Annotated in this window: 23 protein-coding genes; 7 read left to right on the top strand and 16 right to left on the bottom strand. The window is 64.9% G+C overall.

What is annotated here, in order from left to right; all coding sequences use genetic code 11:
* Positions 1–181: 181 nt before the first annotated feature.
* A complete protein-coding gene (locus AAFF27_09760; protein ID XAH25457.1) occupies positions 182–1,132 on the bottom strand; it encodes an IS5 family transposase in 951 nt (316 codons plus the stop codon).
* 159 nt (positions 1,133–1,291) lie between these two features.
* Here AAFF27_09760 and AAFF27_09755 point away from each other — a divergent pair, with 159 nt between their 5' ends.
* From AAFF27_09755 to AAFF27_09745, 3 genes are all read left to right on the top strand, one after another.
* On the top strand, positions 1,292–1,876 hold the full coding sequence (locus tag AAFF27_09755) for a hypothetical protein (GenBank protein XAH25456.1): 585 nt from the start codon (positions 1,292–1,294) through the stop codon (positions 1,874–1,876).
* Between the two features lie 61 nt (positions 1,877–1,937).
* Entirely contained in the window at positions 1,938–2,561 is a 624-nt protein-coding gene (locus AAFF27_09750) for a DUF5343 domain-containing protein (protein XAH25455.1), read from the top strand.
* Between the two features lie 2 nt (positions 2,562–2,563).
* A complete protein-coding gene (locus AAFF27_09745) occupies positions 2,564–3,127 on the top strand; it encodes a Swt1 family HEPN domain-containing protein (GenBank protein ID XAH25454.1) in 564 nt (187 codons plus the stop codon).
* A 300-nt stretch (positions 3,128–3,427) separates the two neighbouring features.
* Here AAFF27_09745 and AAFF27_09740 read toward each other — a convergent pair whose 3' ends face one another.
* The 6 genes from AAFF27_09740 to AAFF27_09715 all read right to left on the bottom strand — a co-directional run bounded on the left by AAFF27_09740 (position 3,428) and on the right by AAFF27_09715 (position 11,118).
* Positions 3,428–4,582 (bottom strand): BMP family ABC transporter substrate-binding protein, encoded by a 1,155-nt coding sequence (locus AAFF27_09740; GenBank protein ID XAH25453.1) that lies wholly within the window; start codon positions 4,580–4,582, stop codon positions 3,428–3,430.
* Between the two features lie 49 nt (positions 4,583–4,631).
* On the bottom strand, positions 4,632–5,552 hold the full coding sequence (locus tag AAFF27_09735) for an ABC transporter permease (protein XAH25452.1): 921 nt from the start codon (positions 5,550–5,552) through the stop codon (positions 4,632–4,634).
* A complete protein-coding gene (locus AAFF27_09730; GenBank protein ID XAH25451.1) occupies positions 5,552–6,634 on the bottom strand; it encodes an ABC transporter permease in 1,083 nt (360 codons plus the stop codon). The genes AAFF27_09735 and AAFF27_09730 overlap by 1 nt, the downstream gene beginning before the upstream one ends.
* Positions 6,627–8,174 carry an ABC transporter ATP-binding protein gene (locus tag AAFF27_09725; protein XAH25450.1) on the bottom strand — a complete coding sequence of 516 codons (1,548 nt, stop codon included), beginning with the start codon at positions 8,172–8,174 and terminating at the stop codon, positions 6,627–6,629. The genes AAFF27_09730 and AAFF27_09725 overlap by 8 nt, the downstream gene beginning before the upstream one ends.
* An 83-nt stretch (positions 8,175–8,257) precedes the next feature.
* Positions 8,258–9,190 (bottom strand): LysR family transcriptional regulator, encoded by a 933-nt coding sequence (locus AAFF27_09720; protein ID XAH25449.1) that lies wholly within the window; start codon positions 9,188–9,190, stop codon positions 8,258–8,260.
* A gap of 146 nt (positions 9,191–9,336) precedes the next feature.
* Positions 9,337–11,118: a hypothetical protein gene (locus AAFF27_09715; protein XAH25448.1), complete on the bottom strand. Its 1,782-nt coding sequence runs from the start codon at positions 11,116–11,118 to the stop codon at positions 9,337–9,339.
* Between the two features lie 364 nt (positions 11,119–11,482).
* On the opposite strand from AAFF27_09715, the gene xdhA reads away from it, so the two are divergent.
* From xdhA to AAFF27_09700, 3 genes are all read left to right on the top strand, one after another.
* Positions 11,483–12,976, top strand: a complete 1,494-nt coding sequence (gene xdhA / locus AAFF27_09710; protein ID XAH25447.1) for a xanthine dehydrogenase small subunit — start codon at positions 11,483–11,485, stop codon at positions 12,974–12,976.
* The gene (gene xdhB, locus AAFF27_09705; protein ID XAH25446.1) at positions 12,973–15,348 is read left to right on the top strand and encodes a xanthine dehydrogenase molybdopterin binding subunit; all 2,376 of its coding nucleotides are present in this window, start codon (positions 12,973–12,975) and stop codon (positions 15,346–15,348) included. The genes xdhA and xdhB overlap by 4 nt, the downstream gene beginning before the upstream one ends.
* A gap of 174 nt (positions 15,349–15,522) precedes the next feature.
* Positions 15,523–15,759 (top strand): hypothetical protein, encoded by a 237-nt coding sequence (locus AAFF27_09700; protein XAH25445.1) that lies wholly within the window; start codon positions 15,523–15,525, stop codon positions 15,757–15,759.
* Between the two features lie 138 nt (positions 15,760–15,897).
* Here AAFF27_09700 and AAFF27_09695 read toward each other — a convergent pair whose 3' ends face one another.
* From AAFF27_09695 to AAFF27_09660, 8 genes are all read right to left on the bottom strand, one after another.
* Positions 15,898–16,140, bottom strand: coding sequence for a hypothetical protein (locus AAFF27_09695; protein ID XAH25444.1), 243 nt, complete (start codon positions 16,138–16,140; stop codon positions 15,898–15,900).
* Between the two features lie 67 nt (positions 16,141–16,207).
* The gene (locus AAFF27_09690) at positions 16,208–16,753 is read right to left on the bottom strand and encodes a hypothetical protein (GenBank protein XAH25443.1); all 546 of its coding nucleotides are present in this window, start codon (positions 16,751–16,753) and stop codon (positions 16,208–16,210) included.
* A 154-nt stretch (positions 16,754–16,907) separates the two neighbouring features.
* A complete protein-coding gene (locus AAFF27_09685; GenBank protein XAH25442.1) occupies positions 16,908–17,333 on the bottom strand; it encodes a PIN domain-containing protein in 426 nt (141 codons plus the stop codon).
* The gene (locus AAFF27_09680) at positions 17,330–17,602 is read right to left on the bottom strand and encodes a type II toxin-antitoxin system Phd/YefM family antitoxin (protein XAH25441.1); all 273 of its coding nucleotides are present in this window, start codon (positions 17,600–17,602) and stop codon (positions 17,330–17,332) included. Before AAFF27_09680 ends, AAFF27_09685 begins: the two co-directional genes overlap by 4 nt.
* 317 nt (positions 17,603–17,919) lie before the next feature.
* A complete protein-coding gene (locus tag AAFF27_09675) occupies positions 17,920–18,966 on the bottom strand; it encodes an XdhC family protein (protein XAH26194.1) in 1,047 nt (348 codons plus the stop codon).
* A 19-nt stretch (positions 18,967–18,985) separates the two neighbouring features.
* Positions 18,986–21,226 (bottom strand): xanthine dehydrogenase family protein molybdopterin-binding subunit, encoded by a 2,241-nt coding sequence (locus tag AAFF27_09670; GenBank protein ID XAH25440.1) that lies wholly within the window; start codon positions 21,224–21,226, stop codon positions 18,986–18,988.
* Between the two features lie 10 nt (positions 21,227–21,236).
* On the bottom strand, positions 21,237–21,710 hold the full coding sequence (locus tag AAFF27_09665) for a (2Fe-2S)-binding protein (protein ID XAH25439.1): 474 nt from the start codon (positions 21,708–21,710) through the stop codon (positions 21,237–21,239).
* Positions 21,711–21,765: 55 nt separating this feature from the next.
* Positions 21,766–22,143 (bottom strand): c-type cytochrome, encoded by a 378-nt coding sequence (locus tag AAFF27_09660; protein XAH25438.1) that lies wholly within the window; start codon positions 22,141–22,143, stop codon positions 21,766–21,768.
* A gap of 354 nt (positions 22,144–22,497) precedes the next feature.
* Here AAFF27_09660 and AAFF27_09655 point away from each other — a divergent pair, with 354 nt between their 5' ends.
* On the top strand, positions 22,498–23,337 hold the full coding sequence (locus tag AAFF27_09655) for an AraC family transcriptional regulator (GenBank protein XAH25437.1): 840 nt from the start codon (positions 22,498–22,500) through the stop codon (positions 23,335–23,337).
* A 69-nt stretch (positions 23,338–23,406) separates the two neighbouring features.
* On the opposite strand, the gene AAFF27_09650 is transcribed toward AAFF27_09655, so the two are convergent.
* A complete protein-coding gene (locus AAFF27_09650) occupies positions 23,407–24,441 on the bottom strand; it encodes an NAD(P)-dependent alcohol dehydrogenase (GenBank protein XAH25436.1) in 1,035 nt (344 codons plus the stop codon).
* Positions 24,442–24,466 lie beyond the last annotated feature (25 nt).

Below are 24,466 nucleotides of genomic sequence, written 5' to 3'. Positions count from 1 at the left end.
GAGGCCTAGGGATGTCCTGCAAAACACGATTTGCAATGTGACATCCCCTACGCGTGATCTCAATCGTGGATTCCAGGGGCGCATGCCCCTCTCAGAAGGGTCTGCCGCCTGCTTTCCGGTGCATCCAGGGCCTTTTTGACCCTCCCCCGCACCACACAGGCGCACCGATCCCCTCAATCCTTCACCCCATCAGCCGGTAGCGCGCCATCCACAGGTTGGACAGGGCGAACAGCGTGTGCAACTGCTGCGTGTTTTTCTTCAGCCCCCGGTAGCGCACCTTGGTGTAGGCGAACTGGCGCTTGATGACCCGGAACGGGTGTTCCACCTTGGCGCGGATGCCGGCCTTGAGCTTTTCGAGCTGGTGGACCAGTACATCGGATACCTTGTCTTTGCTCAGCTTCTTGCGCTTGCCTGGCTTCATGGCGATGTGCCAGGTGACGCTGTCCTTGGCATCCGGGCGCTTGCCGATCCCCTGGTAGCCAGCGTCCCCGAAGGCGTCTGTTTCCTGTCCGTGCAGCAGGCTGTTGCCTTCGGTGACGTCGCCCACGTGGCCGGAGCTGCCGCGCACGGTGTGGACCAGGCCAGAGTCTGCATCTACCCCGATGTGGGCCTTCATACCGAAGTGCCACTGATTTCCCTTCTTGCTCGAGTGCATCTCGGGGTCGCGTGCTTTGTCTTTGTTCTTGGTGGAGCTGGGGGCTGGGATCAGCGTGGCGTCGACGGCCGTGCCTTCCTTGAGCAACAGGCCTTTGCTCTCCAGCAGGGTGTTGACGGTGATCAGGATCTGTTCGGCCAGCTTGTGGCGCTCCAGCCGGTGGCGAAAGCGCAGGATGGTGCTTTCATCGGGCAGGCGACCATGGGCGTCCAGGCCCGCGAACTCTCGGTACAGGGGGATATCGAAGAGGGCCTCTTCCATCGCCTGGTCCGACAGGCTGAACCATTGCTGGATGAAGTGCAGCCGCAGCATGGTCTCCAAGGCAAAGGGCGGGCGGCCTGTGCGTCCTTCGCTGTAGTACGGGGCGATGAGATCGACCAAGGACGCCCACGGCACCACCTGGTCCATCTCCTGCAGGAACACCTGCTTGCGGGTCTTCTTCGTGCTCAGGTTCAGGTCCAGGCCGGCTTGCTTCATGGGCGCCGAGCATGCCTGAACAAACGGGCGCATCCAGATGCGCGGGGGAGTTTTGCAGGATGTCCCTAACCGGTCGTTCCACCTGACGTCCCTCGGCAAGCCTCGGTCCGCAGGTGAACTTCAACGTTAGCGTCACTTTTATTGGAGTGGTTTGCGCATATGCTGCATTTCAGTGATATACAAAAGAAGCCTGTGGCAGATCAGCTGCTTGTGTTCTCAGACGCCTATCTTGATTCAGCTGCAGCTCTTTGCAAGATGATGTGTGGCGCCAAAAATGAGGCCAACTATGCACATGGGGCCGTAGTTATGTCCCTCACTTTCCACGCACTCGAACTCTTCCTGAAGGCAGCAATTGTTAGAAAGGTGCCTGACGAATCGTTTGGCAAAGGCCTTGGCCACGACCTTGACCATCTTTACAAACGGTACTCTGAGCTTTACCCCGGTAAGCCAATGGAGTTCGATCTACCGTTTAGACAAGAGCCACTCGATGTCTCAGCGCTTGCTTCCCAGTTTGGCGAAGACTTTCTCACCGAAGTTAAGAAGCAAAGCAAGTCCATGCCTCAGGACCAACTTCATCGTTATCCTATTAACCTCAGAGGAGATGAGTGGCGAGCTGCTCTTGGCTTTGAACCTTATTCATTTAGCTTGGTACTTCAGAAGTTGAGGGATGAACTTGGCACGATTAGGAAAAATATGCCATTTGCTAACCCGGCATTGCGGCCGACCGCCTTCGGCGGCGCCTGAATTTAGTCGTTAGACGTCACTAGCTAGACTTACCCATACAACTTCATCGAGGGAGATGGAAATGCCCGATTCATACGCGTACATCATTTCCAACAACAAAATTGAGCCGATCCTCTCGCGAGTGCGATCGGCCGCTAAGCCAGAGCGATTCAGTCGCGAGACGCTTGCCACGTGGGGCTTTACCGCCTCCAACGACCGGGCCATGGTCTCGGTAATGAAGGGGTTGGGGTTTCTTACCGACTCAGGTGCACCAACCGAACACTATGACCGCCTGCGAGATCCAAACGACTGGCGTTACGTGCTCGGCGAAAGGGTTCGTGCGGCATACCCTGATCTTTTCGCGATCGACGCAAATATGAACTCTGCCCCTGAAACCGAAGTTAAGGGCGCAATGCTTCGGATCACTGGGAAAGATGAGGAAACGGTCAGTCGTTACTACGCCACGTTTAAGACTCTCGCCTCTCTAGCGAAGTTTGAACCCAAGCTTGGTCGAGATGCAGTTAAGCCAGCGCCGGAGGAGCCCGAAAGCCCAGTCAAGCTAAGGCTCGAGGCTGTCTCGGATGAACCAATACACCGTCGGCGTTCTGAGTATCACTACAACATTCAGATCCACCTGCCCGTAACGACGGATATCACCGTCTACAACGCGATTTTCAAGAGCCTCAAAGAAAACCTCGGGGTGTAGTCGTGCTCAAACAATTCGTTTTCAACGCAATGCTGGCAGAAAACTCGCTTTCCCAGCTCAATGAGCATGGAATCTCCGTCCGCGGTAGCGTTGCGACACCACCAACTATCAATGTAGAAGAGGCAGGCTTTAGTCCCCGTGTCGTCTATGAAGCCACGCAGATGGCATCTGTTTTCATGGCTTTCTTCTGCTTGGAGAATTCTGTCCGCGAACTGATAACCGAGCGTCTGCTTGCTCGTGTTGGAACAGATTGGTGGTCTTCCGCCGTGCCGCAGAAAATCAAAACCGCCGTAGAGAAGCTGAAAGAGAAGGAATCCGACGCTCGCTATCACACCCCGCGGTCTGCGGCGTTGATCGGGTACACCATGTTTGGCAACTTGGGTCAGATCATCATTGCAAACTGGGAGAACTTCTCCGACCTTTTTCCGGATCAAGCCTGGATCATGTCCCGCTTCAACGATCTGGAGATGTCTCGAAACATCATCATGCACACGGGCACACTTCCTCAGATCGAGATCGATCGCATTGAAAGCATCGTTCGCGATTGGATTCGACAGGTCGGCTAGAGAACTCTCAAGGTGCGAGGGTGATGTCTAACTCATCCATCGAGAGGACGTCACCCGGCAAGCCGGGCGCCGTCTCTCATGTCAAACGTTGAGCGTCCGCTTCGACATCAAACCAATACCTGCTCCTGGCCGATAGCCGTCCATACGCGCAAAAAAGGCCGCTCACAGGCGGCCTCCTTAAACAAGCGCAGAGCCCCGCCCCCCCACCAAAGACACCGCAGATCCGGCTCCGCCGGTCTGCAGGTGTCGCCCCCAGACGGGGGTTGGCGAAGACGCGAAGCGCGCAGCCTGGGGTTGAACTCAGTTACCCGGAACCTTGCCTTCCACGCCCTTGACGTAGAACTTCACGCCGCTCAGGAAAGCGTCATCGGCGACGGCATCCTTGGCCAGCACTTCCTTGCCGGTGTTGTCGACGATGGGGCCCTTCCAGATGCTGTAGGTGCCTGCCTTCAGGCCGGCCTTGATCTCTTCGACCTTGGCCTTGGTTTCTGCTGGCACGTCTTCGGCGATGGAGACGATGTCGATCGCGCCTTCCTTCACGCCCCACCAGCTTTGGCCGGTGGTCCAGGTGTTTTCCAGCGCGTCCTTGACGGCCTTGGAGTAGTAGGGCTGCCAGTTGATGATGGCCGAGCCCAGATGCGCCTTGGGGCCGTAGGCGGTCATGTCGGAATCCCAGCCGAAGGCGCGCTTGCCCTTTTCTTCAGCGGTCTTGAGCACAGCCGGCGAGTCGGTGTTCTGGAACAGGATGTCGGCACCGCCGTTGATGAGCGAGGTGGCGGCTTCGGTTTCCTTGGGCGGGCTGAACCATTCGTTGACCCAGACCACCTTGGTCTTGACCTTGGGGTTCACGCTTTGCGCACCCAGCGTGAAGCTGTTGATGTTGCGGATCACCTCAGGGATGGGCACCGAACCAACCACGCCCAGGGTGTTGGACTTGGTCATGGCACCGGCGATCACGCCAGCCATGTAGGCGCCTTCGTAGGTGCGGCTGTCGTAGGTGCGCATGTTGGCCGCGGTCTTGAAGCCGGTGGCGTGCTCAAACTTCACGTCAGCAAAGTCAGGTGCCAGCTTGAGCATGGGCTCCATGTAGCCAAAGGTGGTGCCGAAGATCAGCTTGTTGCCTTGCGTGGCCATGTCGCGCAGCACGCGCTCGGCGTCGGCGCCCTCGGGCACGCTCTCTACGTAGCTGGTGACGATCTTGTCGCCAAACTCTTCCTGCACGGCCTTGCGTGCCTTGTCGTGCGCAAAAGTCCAGCCGCCGTCGCCCACCGGGCCGACGTAGGCAAACGCCACCTTGAGCGGGTCAGGCTTGGCCGGCGCGGGGGCCTCGGCGGCGGGTGCCGGCGCTGGAGCCGGTGCCGGGGCTTCCGTCTTGCCGCAGCCGACAAGCGCGGCAGCGGCCACGGCGGACAGCGCGGCGACTTGCAGCAGGGAGCGTTTGGACAGATCAGTCATGTGCATCTCTTTCAGGAGGTTGGTGTTGTTGCAAGAAGAAACCGGTGGATCATGAGCCAGGATGGAAGGGCTTGCCAAGCGATGCCGGCATGTTGATGCGGATCCACGCCGGGTTGCGCGAGATCAGCGCCAGCACCACGATGGTGGCCACATAGGGCAGCATGCTCAGCAACTGGCTGGGCACATCCACGCCCATGCCCTGCAAATGGAACTGCAGCATGGTCACGCCGCCGAACAGGTAAGCCCCCAGCAACACCCGTGCCGGGCGCCAGGTGGCAAAGGTGGTGAGCGCCAGCGCGATCCAGCCACGGCCAGCCACCATGCCCTCGACCCACAGCGGCGTGTAGACGGTGGCGATGTAAGCCCCCGCCAGCCCGCACAGCGCGCCGCCGGCCATCACGGCAGCCAGGCGGATGCGCCGCACCGGGTAGCCCAGCGCATGCGCGGACTCGGGCGACTCACCGACCGAGCGCAGCACCAAACCGGCGCGCGTGCGGTACAGGAACCAGATCAGTGCCAGCGCCAGCGCCATCGCCAGGTAGACCAGCGGATGCTGGCGGAACAGCGCCGGCCCGATCAGCGGGATGTCGCCCAGCACCGGCACCGCAAAGCGGGTGCTCTCTGGCAGCTTGGCCTGCACGTAGCCAATGCCGACAAAGGCCGAGAAGCCCGTGCCAAACAGCGACAGCGCCAGCCCGGTGGCGTACTGGTTGGTGTTGAGCCAGATCACCAGCACGCCAAAGATCGCCGCCAGCAGCGCGCCGGCCGCCATGCCGGCGATAAAGCCCAGGGTGAAGCTGCCGGTATGCACGACGGTGGCAAAGCCGGCGATGGCCGAGCACAGCATCATGCCCTCGGCCCCCAGGTTGACGATGCCGGCCTTCTCGTTGATGAGCAGGCCGAGCGATGCCAGCGCCAACACGGTGCCGGCCGACAGCGTGGCCGCCAAAAGCAGTGCGTAGGATTCCATCAGCGCCCCCCCGCCACGGCTGGTGCGCGGGGCTGCCAGCGCACGCGGTAGGCGATCAAGGTGTCGCAGGCCAGCAGCGTGAACAGCAGCAGGCCCTGGAACACGCCGGTCAGCGACTTGGGCAGGCCCAGGCGCGACTGCGCCAGTTCACCGCCGATGTAGAACATGCTCATCAAGATGGCCGACAGCACCATGCCCACCGGGTGCAGGCGCCCGACAAAGGCGACGATGATGGCGGCAAAGCCGTAGCCCACCGGCACGTAAGGCGTGAGCTGGCCGAGCGGCCCGGCCACTTCCAGCGCGCCGGCCAGGCCGGCCGCCCCACCGGATACCAGCAGCGCAATCCACAGCGCCTTGCGCGACGAAAAGCCCGCATAGCGCGCCGCCGCCGGCGCCAGGCCGCCGACCTGCTGCGCAAAGCCGGCCTTGGTGCGGAACAAAAAGATCCACAGCGCCGCCGCGCCCAGCAGCGCAATGATCAGGCCAATGCCCATGCGCGAGCCCTTCATCAGCCGGGGGATCTGCGTCACCGCATCAAAGCTCTTGGTCTGCGGGAAGTTGTAGCCCATGGGGTCTTTCCAGGGCCCGTAGACCAGGTAGCCCAGCACCAGCACGCCCACGTAGACCAGCATCAGGCTCACCAGGATTTCGTTGGCGTTGAACTTGTCGCGCAGCAGCGCCACCAGCCCGGCCCAGGCCATGCCGCCAGCGGTGCCCGCCAGCAGAATGGCCGGCACGATCCAGGGGCCGGTGGTCTTGTCGGCCAGCAGCGCCACGCCGCCTGCGGCGACCGCGCCAATGACAAACTGGCCTTCGGCGCCGATGTTCCAGACGTTGGAGCGAAAGCACACCGCCAGCCCCAGCGCAATGAGCAGCAGCGGCGTGGCCTTGACCATCAGCTCGCCCAGCGCGTAGCTGGTTTTGATGGGCTCCCAGAAAAACACCTGCAGCCCGCGCACCGGGTCTTTGCCCAGCGCCATGAACAGCAGCACGCCGATGACGACGGTCACCGCCAGCGCCAGCAATGGCGAGCCGTAGCTCCAGTGTTTGGAGGGTTGCGGGCGGGGTTCGAGCTTAAACATGGCTCGCCTCCTCCGCAGCTACCGCTGCGGGGGCATCCCACAGGCCGCTCATCCACTGGCCGATCTTCTCGACCGTGGCATCCGCACGCGCGATGGAGGGCGACAGATGGCCCTTGGCCATCACGTGCAGGCGGTCGCTGATCTCAAACAGTTCATCCAATTCTTCACTCACTACCAGTACCGCGCAGCCGGCATCGCGCAGGGCCAGGATCTCGCCCCGGATCTGCGCTGCCGCGCCCACGTCCACGCCCCAGGTGGGCTGCGAGACGATCAACAGTTTGGGCTTGGCGTCGATCTCGCGGCCGACGATGAACTTTTGCAGGTTGCCGCCCGACAGGGATCGCGCCGCCGCGTTGGGGCCGCCGGCCTTGACGTGGAAGCGGGCAATGATGTCGCGCGCCTGCTGCTCTAGTGCGCCCAGCTTGATCCAGCCGCCACGGCCGACCGCGTTGCCGCGCGTCAGCAGCAGGTTGTGCGCCAGGCCCAGCGTGGGCACGGCGCCGCGGCCCAGCCGCTCTTCTGGCACAAAGTGCAGGCCCAGCGCGCGGCGCGCGCCGGGCGCCAGGCGGCCGGCGGGCTGGCCCGCTACTTCGACCATGGCCGGCGCAGCGCGCGTGTCTTCACCCGACAGCGCATACAGCAGCTCTTTTTGCCCGTTGCCCGAGACGCCGGCAATGCCGACCACCTCGCCCGCGCGCACCTCCAGTTGCACATTGCCCAGATCCACGCCAAAGGGCGACTCGCGCGTGAGCGTCAGGCCCTGCACGCGCAGCACCGGCGCGCCCAGCTTGGACGGGCGGTGCTGCAGCGCTGGCGGCTCGGCGCCAATCATCAGGCGCGAGAGCGAGGCATTGGATTCTTCGGCCGGGTTGCACACGCCGGTGACCTTGCCGCCGCGCAATACCGTGCAGGCGCTGCACAGCTCGCGGATCTCGTGCAGCTTGTGGCTGATGTAAAGGATGCTGCAGCCCTCGCTGGCGAGCTTCTTCAGCACCACAAACAGCTTCTCTACCGCCTGCGGTGTCAGCACCGAGGTGGGCTCGTCAAGAATCAGCAGCTTGGGGTCGGTCAGCAGCGCGCGGATGATTTCCACACGCTGCATCTCGCCCACCGACAGCGTGTGCACCGGCCGCGTCGGGTCTATGTCCAGGCCGTACTCTGCCGCCTTGGCGGTGATGCGGCGCGTGACCTCGGCCAGCGCCTGCGATTTGTCCAGGCCGAGCCAGACGTTCTCGGCCACGGTCAGGGTGTCGAACAGGCTGAAATGCTGGAACACCATGCTGATGCCCAGCGCGCGTGCCTCGTGCGGGTTTTTGACCTGCACGGCGCGGCCGTTGAAGTGGATGCTGCCTTCGTCCGGCTTGACCGAGCCGTAGATGATCTTCATCAGCGTGGACTTGCCCGCGCCGTTTTCGCCGAGCACGGCATGCGTCTCACCCGGCTGCACCGTCAGCGATATGCCGCTGTTGGCCACCACCGCCGGGTAGCGCTTGGTAATGCCCGCCAGCACCAGGCGCGGCGGGGAGGAAGAAGGATTCATGCGCGGAATTGTCTCAGCCGACTTGCGGCTGACGTTTTTTATATAAAAAGTGGCCTAAACCTAGGCCACACCTGGGCTACTAGCTATTCTTTTCGGAGCGATGCCGCCACCGACTTGACCCGCTCGCGCAGCCAGGCACCCGAGGTCGATGTGTGGGTGCGGGCATGCCAGAGCTGGTAGTACATGAGGCGGGGGAAATCGATCGGGGGTTTGAGGATGACGAGCGGGGCGGAACCGAGGAAGCGCTCGCAGTACTGGCGCCCGGTAGTCAGCACGAGCAAGCTCTGGGCCACCATGGCCGGGATCAGCCCGAAATGCGCGCAGCGCGCCGTGATGTTGCGCTGCAGGCCCAGCGTATCCAGGTGGTCGTCGATCACGCCGCGCGCGCCCGGGTGCGTGGGCGTGGGCGCCACGTGCTCGGCGTCCAGCCAGGCGGCCTGGTCCCAGCCGCGCCGCGCGGCGGGGTGGTCGGCATTGACCAGGCACACCACCTCGTCGCCAAACAGGCGGCCCATGTGCAGGTCTTCGGGCAGCTCGCGCCAGTTGCCGATCACCAGGTCCACCTCGCCTTGCGACAGGTGGGCGTGGTAGTGGGCGTCGGCCGACAGCGGGTAGATCTCTATATGGCAGAGCGGCGCCTGCGTCTTGATCTGCGCCACCAGTTGCGGCAAAAAAAGCGGGTCGAGGTAGTCGCTGGCGGCAATGCGAAAGGTGGTGCTGGCGCTTTGCGGGTCAAAGCCGCGCGCGTCGGTAAACAGCACCTCGGCCGCACGCAGGATGCGCGCCGCGGGCTCGACCATGCGCAGGCCGGTGTCGGTCGGGATCATGCCGGCGCCCGAGCGCACCAGCAGCGGGTCGCCCGCAAGGTCGCGCAGCCGCTTCAATGCGGCAGACACCGCCGGCTGGTGCATGCCCAGGCGGACGGCGGCCCTCGAAACGCTGCGCTCCATCAACACGGTATGCAAGACCCTTATGAGATGGAGGTCGATCTTGTCGAAAAGGGCTTGGTCTCTCATAGCAGTGCCTGCATTCTCGTCATATGCCATCGCGTATGGCAGGGCGCGCAATGCCGCGCCAAAGACGATGTGGGGGGAGGCGGCACTGTACCTGCAGATACCGCGCCCTTGCGCCCCTTGCGCCACCTGCAGGCGCCGGCCCCGGTTCAGGCCGCCAGGTGCAGGCCGGGGCCGCCTCGGGCCGGGCCGGGCGCGCCAAAGGCCCTGGCGCGTGCCGCCTCGGCCGGGCTGGCTTCATCAGACGCTGGGTGCAGCGGCACCGCCGTCGGGGCCGACCAGTGGTCGTGCTCCTTGCTGCAGGCATACACCAGGCCCTGGTGCGCGCTGGCCGTGCGCCAGGCCACGTACAGGTGGCCGTCCTCGCCGGCCATGACCGCCGGGGTGCTGCGGGTGATCTGGTCGCCGCTGATGCGCTGCGGCTCGGTCCAGCTCGACCCGTAGTGGCTGGAGCCGTCGTGCACCGCATAGACCGGCCGATGGGCATGGGCCGAGCACCAGACCATGTAGAGCCTGTCGCGCCACACCGCCACCGCCGGGCCGGACTCCGAGGCGTGGACGCCCGCGCCCGCGATGAACGCACCCTGCCAGTGGATGCCGTCATTGCTCACGGCATACACCAGTTGGTCCTGGTAGATGGCGCGCCAGAAGACATAGAGCCGCCCCCGAAAGCTGGCAATGGACGGGCAGCTGTGCGTGGCCATGCGCACGCCGTCGCACTGCAGGCGCCATGTGCCCTCGGCGCCGTCGATGGGGGCCACGCAGACGCTGCCCTCGCCATCGGTCGCCTTCCAGGCGACCCAGGCCTGGCCCTGGAACTCGCACATGGCGGGCGCTTCTGCCTCGGCCTCGGTGCCGTCCAGCACCTGGGCCAGCCCCTGCCGGCGGCCACCGGCACCAGGGACCGCCTTGCGGTAGACCAGCCGGTTGCTGCAGGCCGCGCGCCATGCCATGTACACCGGCCTGCCAACCGCCGCCAGCGCAGGGCCGACCGCGCCCGGGCCATCGCCCGGCGTGGCCTGCATGGCATCTGGCGGAATATTGCAGCGGATGATGCTGCGCGCCTTGTCGGCATCCAGGCCGTCGAGCATCACGATGCCGGCGGCCGCGCCACGGTAGCGCGCGCTGCCATGCGGCTCGGCATCGCCCGGCGTGCCCGGCTCGGCGTCGGGCACCGCCTGGGTCACGACAAATCTGGAGGGCTGCCAGCCGGCGTGCACAAGATCGGATACGCGGTGCGGCGCGGCGGGCTCCGCGTGGGCGTCATCGGACCACGGCGCCCCCAGGCAATCGCGCGGCCAGAGCATGTCTGCATGCTGGGCGACCACGCTGCTTTCGTTTTCTGTGCCATAGACCACGATGGCGCGGCCGACGCCGGCAAATTCAGGCTCCAGGTATTCCAGGCTCAGCCGCGCCCCATGCGCCGGGTTCACCAGCATTTTCCCCAGGCGCTTGCGCAGCATATTCACCACCTCGACATGCTGCTGGCCATTGACGCCATGAAAACCCCGGAAATCAATAATGACCACTTCCCGGGTATTGGCGCGCAAAAATACCTCGACCTGCTCCAGCGCGTCAGATACCCGAATGCTGCGAAACGAATGGCACAGCGCCGGCGCGATTCTCTCGGGGCTCATCGAGGGGCCCAGCAATACCTCGCCGGCCACGCGCAGGTCCAGGTAGCGGGCGCCGGCATTCATCTGGTCCAGCAGCGAGCCGGCCTGCGACATCGTCCAGTCGCGCACGGTGGCTTGCAAGCCGCGCGCAAAAAGCGCACGCACAACGGGCGATGCATCGGGGGTGAGCTGCAGCTTGGCGCCCTCGGCCGGGATGCCGTAGGTGCCGGCCCCGTGGGTGCCCGGAAGCGCCATGCGGCACAGCGGAACACGCAGAAAATCCTTGATCTTCAGCTTGTATGCCAGATCGTGCATCCACGTTTTTTCATGGTATTCCACCCGCTGCTCCCGTAAATCGCAAGAGGACTGGATGGCCATATTCACCATTAGCCCAAATACCCCTCTTGCTCGACGCCAAAAAATAATGCGGCCGTGCCCAATATGGGAATTTTCAAAAATCTAACGTTGTGTAACCATTTTCTCAATTACATACTATTACCGTGATTTTTCAGGGGTGTGAATTTCTCTCATCCAGCGCCAAAAAACAGCGCCATGCAGCGGCACCTGCGGCCGGCTCATAGCACCGGCGGCATCGCCGCTATACCCAGCGGCTTATGCTGCTGCCACAGGCCCGGCCTACCCTCGGCAAGGCCTCTTCTTTTCCCCACGACCTGACCGCATGACGACGACCCGCCCTCTTCACTTCATCCGCCGTGGCAAACGGGTGACGCTGCACAACGTGCCGCCCGACCGCACCCTGCTCGACCTGCTGCGCGAAGACCTGCATTGCACCGGCACCAAAGAGGGCTGCGGCGAGGGCGACTGCGGCGCCTGCACCGTGGTGCTGGGCGAGCGCACGCTGCGCGAAGACGGCAGCGCCGCGCTGGAATACCGCGCCATCAACAGCTGCATCCGCCTGGCGCATTCCATCAACGGCATGGCGCTGTGGACGGTAGAAGACATCGCCGCCGCCGACGGCACGCTGCACCCGGCGCAAGAAGCCCTGGTGCAGTGCCACGGCAGCCAGTGCGGCTTCTGCACGCCGGGCTTTGTCATGAGCCTGTTCGGCATGTACCAGAAGCGCGTGTGCCAGGGCGAGACCATTACCCGCGCCGTGGCGCAAGAAGACTTGTCGGGCAACCTGTGCCGCTGCACTGGCTACCGCCCCATCCTGGACGCAGCCCAGCAGATGGCGGCCCTGCCAGCAGTGCCGGTGGACGAAGCTGCGTTGCTATTAAAACTAGAGCTATTAGCCCAGGCAGCACCTGGGCTAGAGCCCGATTTCATTCAAAAACCCACCTACCACGCCCCCACTACCCTGCCCGAGCTGCTGGCGCTGCGCGCCGCCCGGCCGCAGGCGCAAGTAGTGGCCGGCTGCACCGACGTGGGCCTGTGGGTCACCAAGCAGCACCGCCAATTTGCCGAGGTGCTGGACCTGACCCGCACGGCCGAGCTGCGCCGCATCGTGCGCACGCCCGGCAGCGTGCGCATTGGCGCGGCCGTGACGCTGCAAGACGCCTACGCCGCGCTGGCCGCAGACCGGCCGCAGCTGCACGGCTTTGCTGCGCGCTTTGCCGGGCTACCGGTGCGCAACTCGGGCACGCTGGGCGGCAACGTGGCCAATGGCTCGCCCATTGGCGATTCGATGCCCTTGCTGATCGCGCTCGGCGCCCAGGTGGTGCTGGCCAGCGTGCGCGGCGAGCGCAGCCTGCCGCTGGAAAACCTCTACACCGGCTACCGGCAGAACGTGATGGCGCCGGATGAGCTGCTGGCCTATATCGACGTGCCGACGCCAGCCGCAGGCGAGTTTTTGCGCGCCTACAAGATCAGCAAGCGGCAGGACGACGACATCTCTGCCGTCTGCCTGGTGCTGAACCTGGTCTTGCACGGCGGCGTGGTGCAGCGCGCATCCATCGGTGCCGGCGGTGTCGCCGCCACACCGGCACGCGCGTGCCAGGCCGAAGCCGCGCTGGCCGGCCAGCCCTGGACGGCCGCCACCGCACGCGCCGCCGGCGAGGCGCTGCAGGCCGAGTTCCAGCCCATCTCTGACATGCGCGCATCCGGCGCGTACCGGCGCACGCTGCTGGCCAGCCTGCTGCAGCGCTACTGGCTGGAGAGCCAGGGCCTGCAGCAGGTCAGCCTGGACACGCTGCAAATTGCGGAGGCCGCATGAACGCCAAAGAACATTCGCCAGATCTGCCTGCGCTTGCAGCCACGGCAATCGCACCCGACGCCGCAGCGCCCTCCCCCGCCACGCGCGCGGCCGGCCGCTCGCAGCCGCACGAAAGCGCGCGCGCCCAGGTCGCCGGCGGCGCCACCTATGTCGACGACATCCCCGAAGTGCGCGGCACGCTGTACGCCGCGCCCATCCTCTCCAATGTGGCGCACGGCCGGCTGCGCGGCGTGGACACGGCCGCCGCCCTGGCCATGCCCGGCGTGCGCGACGTGCTGCTGGCCGACGACGTGCCCGGCGACAAGCTGCTGGCCGCCTTCGGCCATGACGAGCCGGTGTTTGCGTTTGAGACCGTGCAGCACATCGGCCAGGTCATCGGCCTGGTAGTGGCAGAAACCGTGATGCAGGCGCGCCGCGCCGCGCGCAAGGTGGTGCTGGATATCGAAGTACTGCCGGCCGTGCTGTCGCCGCGCGCAGCGCACGCCGCGCAAAGCTATGTGCTGCCGCCGGTCACGGTGCAGCGCGGCGATGCAGAAAAAGCCATGGTCGCCTCGCAGCACCTGCTGTCGGGCGAGCTGGAGGTGGGCGGGCAAGAGCACTTCTACCTCGAAGGCCAGGTGGCCTATGCGCTGCCGCTGGAGCAGAACCAGTGGTGGATTCACTCCAGCACCCAGCACCCGGGCGAGGTGCAACACTGGGTGGCGCATGCGCTGGGCATAGACAACCACGCGGTGCGGGTGGAATGCCGGCGCATGGGCGGCGGCTTTGGCGGCAAAGAAACGCAGGCCGGCCACCTGGCCGTATGGGCCGCGCTGGCCGCGCGCAAGACCGGCTACCCCGTCAAGCTGCGGCTGGACCGCGACGACGACTTCATGGTCACCGGCAAGCGCCACCCCTTTGCCTACGACTGGCAGGTGGGCTTTGATGACACCGGCCGCATCACCGCGCTGGACCTGAGCATGCTGGTCAACTGCGGCTTCAGCGCCGATCTGTCGGGCCCGGTGGCCGACCGCGCCGTGTTCCACGCAGACAACGCCTACTTCCTGAGCGACGTGGTGATCCGCAGCTACCGCTGCAAGACCAACACGCAGAGCCACACCGCGTTTCGCGGCTTTGGCGGGCCGCAAGGCGTGATCGTGATCGAGGCCATCCTGGGCGACATCGCGCGCCACCTGGGCCTGGACGCCTTCGACGTGCGCATGCGCAACCTCTACGGCATCACCGAGCGCAACGTCACCCACTACCAGATGCAGGTAGAAGACAACATCCTGCAGCCCTTGCTACTGAAACTAGAGCAAACAGCCCAGTACCGACAACGGCAAAAGGCCATTTTGGCTTGGAACGCCGCCAACCCGGTGATGAAGCGCGGGCTGGCGATTACGCCGGTGAAGTTCGGCATCTCTTTCACCGCCACGCTGTTCAACCAGGCCGGCGCGCTGGTGCACGTCTACACCGACGGCAGCGTGCAGGTGAACCACGGCGGCACCGAAATGGGCCAGGGCCTGAACACCAAGGTGGCGCAGATCGTGGCCGACGAACTGGGCGTGCCCTTTGCGCGTGTGCTGGTCACCGCCAGTGACACCGGCAAGGTGCCCAACGCCAGCGCCACCGCCGCCAGCAGCGGCACCGACCTGAACGGCCGCGCCGCCCAGTACGCCGCGCGCAATGTGCGCGACAACCTCGCCAGCTTCGTCTGCGGCCTGGACAGCTGCGGCGCCGGCGCCATCCGCTTCGAAGACGGCCAGATCATCTCGCCCAAGGCCACGCGCAGCTTCGACGAAGTGGTGGGCATGGCCTACGCCAACCGCATACAGCTGTGGAGCGACGGCTTCTACCGCACGCCCAAGATCCACTACGACAAGCACACCCTCACCGGCCGCCCCTTCTACTACTTTGCCTACGGTGCCGCCGCAACAGAGGTCGCCATAGACACCCTCACCGGCGAAAGCCGCGTGCTCAAGGTAGACATCCTTCACGACGTAGGCCGCAGCATCAACCCCGCCATCGACATCGGCCAGATAGAAGGCGGCTTTGTGCAAGGCATGGGCTGGCTCACCACCGAGCAACTGGTGTGGAACGACAAAGGCCTGCTCAGCACCCACGCCCCCAGCACCTACAAAATCCCCGCCACCGGCGACATCCCCGAGCACTTCAAGGTAGACCTCTGGCCCGAGCCCAACCGGGAAGACAACGTCTTCGGCAGCAAAGCCGTAGGCGAGCCGCCCTTCATGCTGGCCATCAGCGTGTATGAGGCGCTGCGCAATGCGATTGCGGCTGCGCGGGGTGGGGATGAGGATGGGGAGCGGCAGCCGGTGCGGTTGGAGGCGCCGGCTACTGCGGAGAATGTTCTGCGGGGGTTGGGTGGGGTTTGAGGGGGACGGTGCGAGCCGTGCTTGACCCGTGGGATGCCGGAGAGCTACTGGACGGTGACCGGGGTCAAGAGTTTGGGCTGAATGTCTGCGGCTGGTGGGCGCGGTCGTTGCAATGACTGCAGTCACCCTGTGCAATCGGAGAAGACCAGGCATTTACGATAGGCGCTCAACGCGATGACCCACTCCGACCTTCCTACTCTAGGCAGGGTGGAGGCACTACTAGACGAGGCGCTACCAATGGCCAAGCTACCCAAGACCCCAACAGAGCGCGCTGTCGCAAAAGCAGCCAAAGCAGCACGCCAACTGGTGCACGAGCGTAAAGCCATTGCGGCCAGTGGATATGCGCTGTCGGACTTGAACAAGACGCGCACCGCGCGCGCGAAGGTGCACAAAGGCTTTGGGCAAACGTAGGATGGATGAGCGCCTGCGTATTCCACCCGCACCGCTAGACCTGAGGTAGCCGAGCAAGCGTGGCGGCGCCTTCTCTAACGTCACTATTTGAGGGGATAAGCAAAGGGCAAAATTTAGCCTCGCCGGGGTGGCGCGAAACTAGCGCCACCCTTGGTGGGCAATAGTCTTCTTCTTTCCGTCTTCCAGAATCACCGCGTCATCCCAAATCTTCTCCAGCACCAATCCCCCTGCACCTTTCACCTCTTTGCGAATGTTGTCCAAGGTGTTGGTCCCGGCTTTGACCATCTCGGTGCTATACCTGAAAACGATGCGCGAACTCAGATGACCACCGATGCGGTACGTTAGATAGCCGTCTTGCCCAACAGGCAATACCTGATCCATGGACTGCTAGAGAGCTAATGAAACCTGCGGCTGGAGAGCAGGGTCGTTGCAACAGCAGCCAGCAGGGTCAAGCATTCGGCGGCTCCGGTGGACTTTGCTCAGCGGGCAAGCTTGCCCGCTGCGCCCACCGCAGCAGACCGAGGGCGTACGAAACATAGTAGCCAGCAAGAGTGCCGAAGATCGCCAAGGTAAGGGGACTGCCGACAAAGGCGGCATGTGACGACGCTGGCACGCCGAAGAGATATAGCTGCACAAAGCGATAGCCGATGCGGCCAATGAAGAGCACAGACAAGGCAATCCCAAGGTGAGCGCTTGGGACGTAGAAAAGGCCAAGCGGTGTTTCTTCGAACTTGGTAAGGCGAAGACCATAGAAGCCCAGCGCTACGCCAAGACCGATACCAGCCGGCAACGCGAGCAGACTTGCCGGATGCGCCAGTGAGCCAAGCGAAATCAGCACAAGCAGCACGGGAAACAAGACGACTGTCGCGCGGGCACGCCTGCGTGAGAACAGCTGGCGTCCCACCATTCGGCGAACGCGCGAGTACATGCGCCAGACGACGAGCATTGCTACGCCAAACGAGACGAGCAAAGAGGGATGAGGTGTTGTGACCATGATGATGGATGTAAATACCTACCGCTTGACTTGCCTAGACCGCCGAAGGCGGGCCGCTTGACCGGCCGCCTCATCCGATCGAGCGGCTGCTGACGTGGAACTGTACAAAGCGCGCAAATGCGCTTCAATGATCTCAATTTTTCGGGCTGCAGGGCTATGTATTGTCCAGATACAGCCCGATCCGGTCTGTGGTCCATGTCGCCACACCTGTTCCGAAGAAGTCCGCATCCTCCGTCCAAACAGGGCAGCCAAGCACCATCGCACAAGCCAGCACCGGCCAGTCGTCGGCATCGCGCATTTCGATGCGCCGCAGCGCTTGCTGCTGCAGCCCACCGTAGACGTCCATGTCCACGGGGTGAACGATGCGTTCCAGGGCATCAAGCACCAGCATGGCGGGGATCGGATCCACACTACGTTTTTGTAGCAGCGCAGGCAGGTATTTCCGTGCGTCCGCATACGCCACATCAGGGGCGAAGAACTTGACAGTGGCGGCATGTGCCTGAATAAGTTCGCGCACCCGCGTGCCAAGCACCGCGCGGATCAGTATGTTGGCATCCAGAACGATGGCCGCGCTGCTCATTTGGCCTTGGCGCTGGGGACGCTTTTCTTACGGGCTTTCTTGAAGTCGGCAACGACGCCCTCTATGTCCACGCCCTGCGCAGATAGCAGCTTATCGAGTGACTGGCTCGCTTTCTGGAGCGCCACCAAATCCGCCTCGGCTTGGCCGTGCACGGGGATGAAGTAGCCGACCGTCTGGCCGTGGCGAGTCACAGCAACAGGGCGGCTTGCCGCGATGTACTCGGCCAAGTCCGCACGGAACTCGCGAATTCCTACCTTTGTAGCTTCCATGGCCGCACTCCTGCGTTGTGAATCAATGTGTACACATTTTAGTCTGTGCGATGACGGCCGCCAAAGCGCATGGGCTATGGATGCGAGATGGAGGGCGAAGAAGTTTGGCCGATGGCAACAGTCACCATGCAACAAGAGCATATGTTTGACGGCGTTGGACCTGTCCTGAGCGGCCATCGGCCCAAGACCGCTCCGAGCCCACAGTCGCAGTGGCCATGACGCTGATGCCGCCGCGTAGGCCCCCGAACCCGACAACGTAGCCACAGCCTCTATCTGGGGCAACAAGGTGCGCCAAGCCGAGACGCAGCCCCTTCACCTCAAACCACACACCCCGCCGTCACAGCCGCATCCACCCCCGCCACGTCATGCCGCGACTTCCCGCCCGACACCTGCACCAGCGCGCTCGGCTGCACGCCGTTCTTCACAGCCACCACCTCAGCCATGATGGACAGCGCGATTTCTGCCGGCGTCTTGCTGCCTATGTACAGGCCCGCCGGCCCGTGCAGGGCCTGCAGCGCGGATTCGGGCAAGTCGAAGTGGGTGTGCAGCCGCTCGCGGCGGTGGGTGCTGTTGCGGCGTGAGCCTATGGCGCCTACGTAGAAGGCCTCGGACTGCAGGGCGTCTATCAGGGCCAGGTCGTCAAGTTTTGGATCGTGCGTGAGGGCGACGACGGCGGTGCGTGCATCGGGCTTCAGGCGGGCGACCAGATCGTCGGGCATTTCGTGGCTGACCGCCACGCCCTGCAGGCTCCAGCTGGCGCGGTGTTCTTCGCGCGGGTCGCAGACGATCACCTCGAAGCCCAGGCTCAGCGCCATCTGGCACAGGTAGCGCGAGAGGTCGCCGGCGCCGATCACGATGAGGCGGGCCTGCGGGCCCAGGTAGGTGGTGAGCTGGCTGTCGTCCAAGCTTGGCACGCCGTCGCGCCGGCCTGGGTGCAGCGCCACCTGGCCGGTCTGCAAATCCAGCACCCGTTCGGTGCTGCGGCGCTGCTGGCAGGCCAGTAGCAGCTCATCCAGCCGGCTGTGCGCGGCCAATGGCTCCAGCACCAGCTCTACCGTGCCGCCGCAAGGCAGGCCAAAGCGGTGCGCCTCGTCGGCGGAGATGCCGTAGCGCAGCACGGTGGGTGTGAGCGTGGCGCAGGCCGCCTGTATGCCGCCTTGCCGAATGCGGTGGATCAGGTCGTCCTCGATGCAGCCGCCCGATACCGAGCCGACCGTCTCGCCCCGGCCATTGATGGCCATGAGCGAGCCGGGTGGTCGGGGCGATGAGCCCCAGGTGCGTGCCACGGTGACCAGCACCACGGGCAGGCCGGCCGCCTGCCAGCGCTGCGCGCTGCGCAGGACCAGCGTGTCGAGGTCTTCCATGCCGTCCATGCGGGGCCGCCTATGCCAGGTTGAAGGGCAACTGGCGCAGCCGCTTGCCGGTGAGCTGTGCGATGGCATTGGCAAACGCGGGCGCCAGTGGCGGCAGGCCGGGCTCGCCCATGCCGGTGGGTGCGTCAGCGCTGGGCACGAGGTGCACCTCGAATTCGGGCACGTCGGTGATGCGGGGCACGGCGAAGTCGCCGAAGTTGCTCTGCTGCACCTCGCCGTCCTTCAAGGTGATGGCGCCGCCTGGCAGGCACATCGACAAGCCCATGACGGCCGCGCCCTGCACCTGCGCCTCTACGCTGCGCGGGTTGATAGCCAGGTTGCAGTGCACGCCGCTGGTGACGCGGTGCAGCACCGGCTGGCCGTCTTTGACCGATGCCTCGACCACGTAGGCCACCACGGTGTTGAAGGACTCATGCACCGCCACGCCCCAGGCACGGCCGGCGGGCAGTTGCCGCTTGCCGTAGCCGCTCTTGTCTACCGCCAGTTGCAGCGCGGCGCGGTGGCGCGGGTGCTTGCTGCCAAAGAGCTGCATGCGGTAGGCCACCGGGTCTTGCTTGGTCGTGCGGGCGATCTCATCGATCAGGGTTTCCATCACGAAGGCGGTGTGGGTGGAGCCCACGCTGCGCCACCACAGCACCGGCACGTTGACATCGGGGTGGTGCACGGTCAGGCGCATCGGCACCGGGTACGGGTCGCGCATGCCTTCGGTGGCCGTGCCGTCGATGCCGTCCTTTATCTGGAACGACTCGAAGACAGAGCCCTTGGTGATGGATTGCCCCACGATGACGTGGTCCCAGGCCAGGACCTTGCCCTTGTCGTCGAAGCCCACGTGCGCGCGGTGCAGGTGCATGGGGCGATAGTAGCCGCCCTTGATGTCGTCCTCGCGGCTCCACAGCAGGCGCACCGGCACGTTCAGGCCGGCGGTGCGCATGGCCTTGGCGACCTGGCAGGCCTCGATGACGTAGTCGTAGGTGGTCGAAAAGCGCCGGCCAAAGCCGCCGCCCGCCATCTGCACATGCAGCTCGACCAGCTCGGGCTTGATGCCCAGCACACGCGCTGCTGCGGCGGCGTCCAGGCCGGCGCACTGGGAACCCATCCACAGCTCGGCGCGGTCGCCCGACAGCTTGACGGTGCAGTTGAGCGGCTCCATGGGGGCATGGGCCAGGTAGGGGAAGACGAACTCGGCTTCGATCTGCCGGGGGGCCTTGGCCAGCGGCGCCATGTCGGCGTCGAACTTGCGCGGGCCCGGCTTGGTGGCCAGTTCGCGGTACTGGACCAGTTGCTTCTCGCTGTCCACCTTCTCTACGGCGGAGGTGTCCCACTGCAGCTTGAGCGCGTCGCGGCCCTGCTTGGCGGGCCAGTAGCCGTCGGCCACCACGGCCACGCCTTCGGCGCCACGGTCCAGCGGTATGCGCAGCACGGCCTTCACGCCCTTGATGGCGCGCGCCGCGCTGTCGTCCACCGAGGACAGGCGGGCGCCAAATACCGGCGGGTGCGCCACCACGGCCGTGAGCTGGCCGGGGTGCTTCACGTCGATGCCGAAGTCCTGGCGGCCACTGCTTTTGGCGCTCGCGTCCAGGCGGGTGGTGGGCTGGCCGATGAGGCGGAAATCCTTGGGGTTCTTCAGCGTGACCTTCTCGGGCACCGGCAGGGCCATGGCGGCTTCTGCCAGCTCGCCGTAGCCCAGCTTGCGGCCACCCGGGCCCAGCACCGTGCCGGCCTGGGTGCGCAGCGTGGCTGGGTCGACCTTCCAGCGCGCCGCAGCGGCAGACAGCAACATGGAGCGGGCGCGGGCGCCCAGCTCGCGGTACTGCGTGAAGCTGTTCTTGATCGAGTTGGAGCCGCCGGTCAGGTGCATGCCAAAGACCGGATCGAAGTAGGCGGAATCATTGGTGCCGCTCTGGCCGCGCACCAGGCTCCAGTCGGCGTCCAGCTCTTCGGCCAGGATCATCGGCAGGCCGGTATGCACGCCCTGGCCAAACTCCAGCCGGTTGATGGTCACGGTAACTTCACCGTTGGGGGCAATCTGCACAAAGGCCGACGGCTGTTGCGTGGGCTTCAAGCCGCCAGCGGCCGGCGCGCCGGCCTGGGCCGTTGCCAGCAAGGGGAAGGCGCCGAGCGCAAAGCCACCGGCGCCGGCCATCTTCAGAAAGCTGCGGCGCGGCAGCGTGGCCGTGTCCAATGCCGGCTCCTGGGCCAGCAGGCGCTGCATGATTTGTGGCAAGTCGCTGTAGTCGATATTGGGCAACATGGCGGCTCCTTCAGGCGAGGGTGGTGGCGGCATCGGCCACCGCGGCGCGGATGCGGGCGTAGGTACCGCAGCGGCAGATGTTGCCGGCCATGGCCGAGTCGATCTCGTCGGGGCTTGGCTTCTTGCCGCGTGGCAGCGATTGCAGGAAGGCCGTGGCGCTCATGATCTGGCCGCTCTGGCAGTAGCCGCACTGCGCCACGTCGTGCTTGACCCAGGCGGCGTGCACAGCAGCACCGACCCGGTCGCTGCCGTCGGTGGCGGCTTCGATGGTGGTGATCTTCTTGCCCTCGGCCGCCGAGATGGGCGTGATGCACGAGCGGATGGCTTGGCCGTCCAGATGCACGGTGCAGGCGCCGCACAGCGCGGCGCCGCAGCCAAACTTGGTGCCGGTCAGGCCCAGCGTGTCGCGCAGGGCCCAGAGGATGGGGGTGCCGGGGTCAAGGTCGACCGAATGTTCACGGCCATTGATGTTGAGGGCGCTCATGTGCAGATCTCCGTGTGGGGGATGGATGAAGCTTGTCGGCCGGTGCGGCGGGCGATCACTTCGCGCCGTCCAGCACCCATTGCGCAAGCGCCTGCAGGTCCGCATCGGGGACCTGGGCCTGCGCCGGCATGGGCATGGCGCCCCACTTGCCCGAGCTGCCGCCCTTGATGCTGGCGGCCAGCTGCGCGGCCGTGGTCTTGCCATCGCCGTACTTGGCGGCAATGTCCTTCCACGAGGGGCCCACCACCTTGGTCGCCGGCTGGTGGCAGGCCACGCAGGTGTACTTCTGCGCCAGCGCCTGGCTGGCCATGGCGGCGGCCGGCCAGGCGGCGCTCACGCCAATACCCAGCGCAACAACGAGAGCGGCGGCCAAGGAGGGCCGGGGGGCGGCGGAGCGGCCAGCGCCGCACGACGGGTTCCAGTCTTTGGTCATTTTTTTCATCCTTTTGTGGGGGTGCGCTCGCGCGCCTGGGCCGGTCTGGGGCCGGCTTTTTGCGGTGTACGGCGAAGAGCGGCGAGCAGTGTGTCCATGTGTGCGCGAGGGGCGCCAGCCAGTGTCTGCCCAAGAGGGCCTGTATCGCTTGCCGAATCCGCGCCAGTTCTTGCCTGAAACGACGAATCTGCGTTGAAAAGGCGGGCGCGCGCCCGGGCCAGCGCTAGACTTTTTTGCAGCACCTTCGAGAGGATTCACATGGGATCGCCCAGCCTGCCCCCGCCAAGCGAGGCCGCGGTTCTGGACAAACTGGTCCGGGCCATAGCCAACACTGCCCAAAACGATGGCGACCACATGACGGCCATCCCGGCGCTCTCTGTACACCGCCGCAGTTCCGCGACAGCGCCGATGCACTGCATCTACGGCTTTGGCGTGGCCATCGTTGCCAGTGGCAAGAAGCGCGCGGCACTCGGCGACGAGGTCTTCAACTACTCCGCCGGTGAATCGCTGCTGACGACGGCCGAGCTGCCGGTGGTCGCGCATGTCACGCAGGCCAGCGCGGCTGAACCCTATCTGGGCGTGATGCTGAGGCTCGACCCCAAGGCCATTACACAAACCGCCGCCGACATGGCTTTGCCGCAGCCGCAAAAGGAGCAGCACGGCTATCGGGCCATGTCGCTCGGCGATATCGAGCCTGCGCTGCTGCGCACGGTGACGCGCCTCGTCGAACTGCTGGACGAGCCCCAACTGATCCACCAGGTGGCGCCGCTGATCCAGCAAGAGGTCATCGTGCGCCTGCTCTCCGGCCGCCACGGCCCGCAATTGCAGCGCCTGGTGGCGGCCGGCTCGCCGGGCTACCAGGTGGCCAGGAGCATGACCTGGCTCAGGCTGAACTTTGCGCAGCCGGTCAGCGCAGACGAGCTGGCGGCCTCGGCACACATGAGCCCATCGACCTTCCGCCAGCACTTCCGCGCCGTGGCCGGCATGAGCCCCATGCAATACCTGAAGCAGCTGCGCCTGCAGGAGGCCCGGCAACTGATGCTGAACCAGGGCCTCGATGCCGGGACCGCAGGGATACGCGTGGGCTACGAGAGCGCGTCGCAGTTCAGCCGGGAATATGCCCGGCTGTTTGGCGCGCCGCCGCTGCGCGACATCAGGCGCATGCGGGATTTGCCCCGGATGAACACTGCGTGATCTGCACCCGCGATGGCCTATCGGCAAACGGTTCGTCAAATTTGGACTCAAGGGCGCCGTTCAGTTCACTCAGGCATGCCGCGCGACGTCGATCACGAGCTTGCCGAAAGGCCCGCGGTCGAGGTGGTCCAGCGCGGCGTGCAGGTCAGCGAACGCGTAGCGCGCGTCAATCTCCGGCGTGATGCCGGTGGCATCAATGGCGCGGACGAAATCCTCCAGCGCACGCCGATGGCCCACGCTTATGCCTTGAATCGTTGGAGACTTCAGCAGCAACGGCCCCGCCGAACACGAGATGTCGAACCCATCCTGCACGCCGATCACGGCGATATGCCCGTGGACGGCAACCGCTTGAAGCGCCTTCTCAAGATGCGCGCCGCCGACGGTTTCCAGGATCTGGTCTGCGCCGCGGTTCGCCGTCAGGCGCCAGACCGCCTCGACCCAGTCCTCGGCACTGCGGTCAATGGCGTGGTCCGCGCCGAGCTTCTTCGCTCTTTCAAGCTTGGCTGCCGAGCCAGAGATGACGATGACCTCAGCCCCATGGGCCTTGGCGATCTGCAGGCCAAAAATTGCCACGCCGCCGGTGCCCTCGACCAACACCGTCTGCCCCGCACAAAGCTTGCCGCGCTCCACCAGCGCGAACCAGGCGGTGAGCCCTGCGCATGGCAGCGTGCTTGCCTGCGCGTCATCCAGCGAAGCAGGCGCACGAACAAACCAGTCTTGCGGAAAGGCCACCTGCTCTGCCAGCACACCGGGGTAAGCGCCACCAAGCGCCAGGTAGGGCGCCGTGCGCGCATCGCCCAGCGGCTTGCCCTCAATCCAGCCCGGCGAAAACGTCGAGATCACCCGGTCCCCCACCTGGAAACGGCCCGCCCCTTCGCCCACCGCGATCACCGTCCCCGCAAGGTCTGACCCGGGCGTGAAGGGAAAGGCAAGATCCAGACCCATGCCGGTCTCGATCATCAGCTTGTCGCGATAGTTGAGCGATACGGCGGCCACCTCAACCAGTATCTCGCCCCGTGCCGGCTGCGGTGCCTCGACCTCGGCAAGCTTCAGGCTCTCCCGGCCAACGGCGTTCATCTGCCAACGTCTCATAGTCTTCCTCATCCATTTTTCCTTTCAGTTCGAACAT

The sequence above is a fragment of the Xylophilus sp. GW821-FHT01B05 genome (genome assembly GCA_038961845.1).
Classification (GTDB): Bacteria; Pseudomonadota; Gammaproteobacteria; order Burkholderiales; family Burkholderiaceae_C; genus Xylophilus.
Note: the sequence above shows the minus strand (reverse complement) of the source record. Positions and strands in the feature narration are given on the sequence as shown.

Coding starts and splice junctions, on each gene's coding strand:
- AAFF27_09760 (XAH25457.1), bottom strand. CDS start 1,132: ATGAAGCAAGCCGGCCTGGACCTGAACCTGAGCACGAAGAAGACCCGC.
- AAFF27_09755 (XAH25456.1), top strand. CDS start 1,292: ATGCTGCATTTCAGTGATATACAAAAGAAGCCTGTGGCAGATCAGCTG.
- AAFF27_09750 (XAH25455.1), top strand. CDS start 1,938: ATGCCCGATTCATACGCGTACATCATTTCCAACAACAAAATTGAGCCG.
- AAFF27_09740 (XAH25453.1), bottom strand. CDS start 4,582: ATGACTGATCTGTCCAAACGCTCCCTGCTGCAAGTCGCCGCGCTGTCC.
- AAFF27_09735 (XAH25452.1), bottom strand. CDS start 5,552: ATGGAATCCTACGCACTGCTTTTGGCGGCCACGCTGTCGGCCGGCACC.
- AAFF27_09730 (XAH25451.1), bottom strand. CDS start 6,634: ATGTTTAAGCTCGAACCCCGCCCGCAACCCTCCAAACACTGGAGCTAC.
- AAFF27_09725 (XAH25450.1), bottom strand. CDS start 8,174: ATGAATCCTTCTTCCTCCCCGCCGCGCCTGGTGCTGGCGGGCATTACC.
- AAFF27_09720 (XAH25449.1), bottom strand. CDS start 9,190: ATGAGAGACCAAGCCCTTTTCGACAAGATCGACCTCCATCTCATAAGG.
- AAFF27_09715 (XAH25448.1), bottom strand. CDS start 11,118: ATGCACGATCTGGCATACAAGCTGAAGATCAAGGATTTTCTGCGTGTT.
- xdhA (XAH25447.1), top strand. CDS start 11,483: ATGACGACGACCCGCCCTCTTCACTTCATCCGCCGTGGCAAACGGGTG.
- xdhB (XAH25446.1), top strand. CDS start 12,973: ATGAACGCCAAAGAACATTCGCCAGATCTGCCTGCGCTTGCAGCCACG.
- AAFF27_09700 (XAH25445.1), top strand. CDS start 15,523: ATGACCCACTCCGACCTTCCTACTCTAGGCAGGGTGGAGGCACTACTA.
- AAFF27_09695 (XAH25444.1), bottom strand. CDS start 16,140: ATGGATCAGGTATTGCCTGTTGGGCAAGACGGCTATCTAACGTACCGC.
- AAFF27_09690 (XAH25443.1), bottom strand. CDS start 16,753: ATGGTCACAACACCTCATCCCTCTTTGCTCGTCTCGTTTGGCGTAGCA.
- AAFF27_09685 (XAH25442.1), bottom strand. CDS start 17,333: ATGAGCAGCGCGGCCATCGTTCTGGATGCCAACATACTGATCCGCGCG.
- AAFF27_09680 (XAH25441.1), bottom strand. CDS start 17,602: ATGGAAGCTACAAAGGTAGGAATTCGCGAGTTCCGTGCGGACTTGGCC.
- AAFF27_09675 (XAH26194.1), bottom strand. CDS start 18,966: ATGGAAGACCTCGACACGCTGGTCCTGCGCAGCGCGCAGCGCTGGCAG.
- AAFF27_09670 (XAH25440.1), bottom strand. CDS start 21,226: ATGTTGCCCAATATCGACTACAGCGACTTGCCACAAATCATGCAGCGC.
- AAFF27_09665 (XAH25439.1), bottom strand. CDS start 21,710: ATGAGCGCCCTCAACATCAATGGCCGTGAACATTCGGTCGACCTTGAC.
- AAFF27_09660 (XAH25438.1), bottom strand. CDS start 22,143: ATGACCAAAGACTGGAACCCGTCGTGCGGCGCTGGCCGCTCCGCCGCC.
- AAFF27_09655 (XAH25437.1), top strand. CDS start 22,498: ATGACGGCCATCCCGGCGCTCTCTGTACACCGCCGCAGTTCCGCGACA.
- AAFF27_09650 (XAH25436.1), bottom strand. CDS start 24,441: ATGAGGAAGACTATGAGACGTTGGCAGATGAACGCCGTTGGCCGGGAG.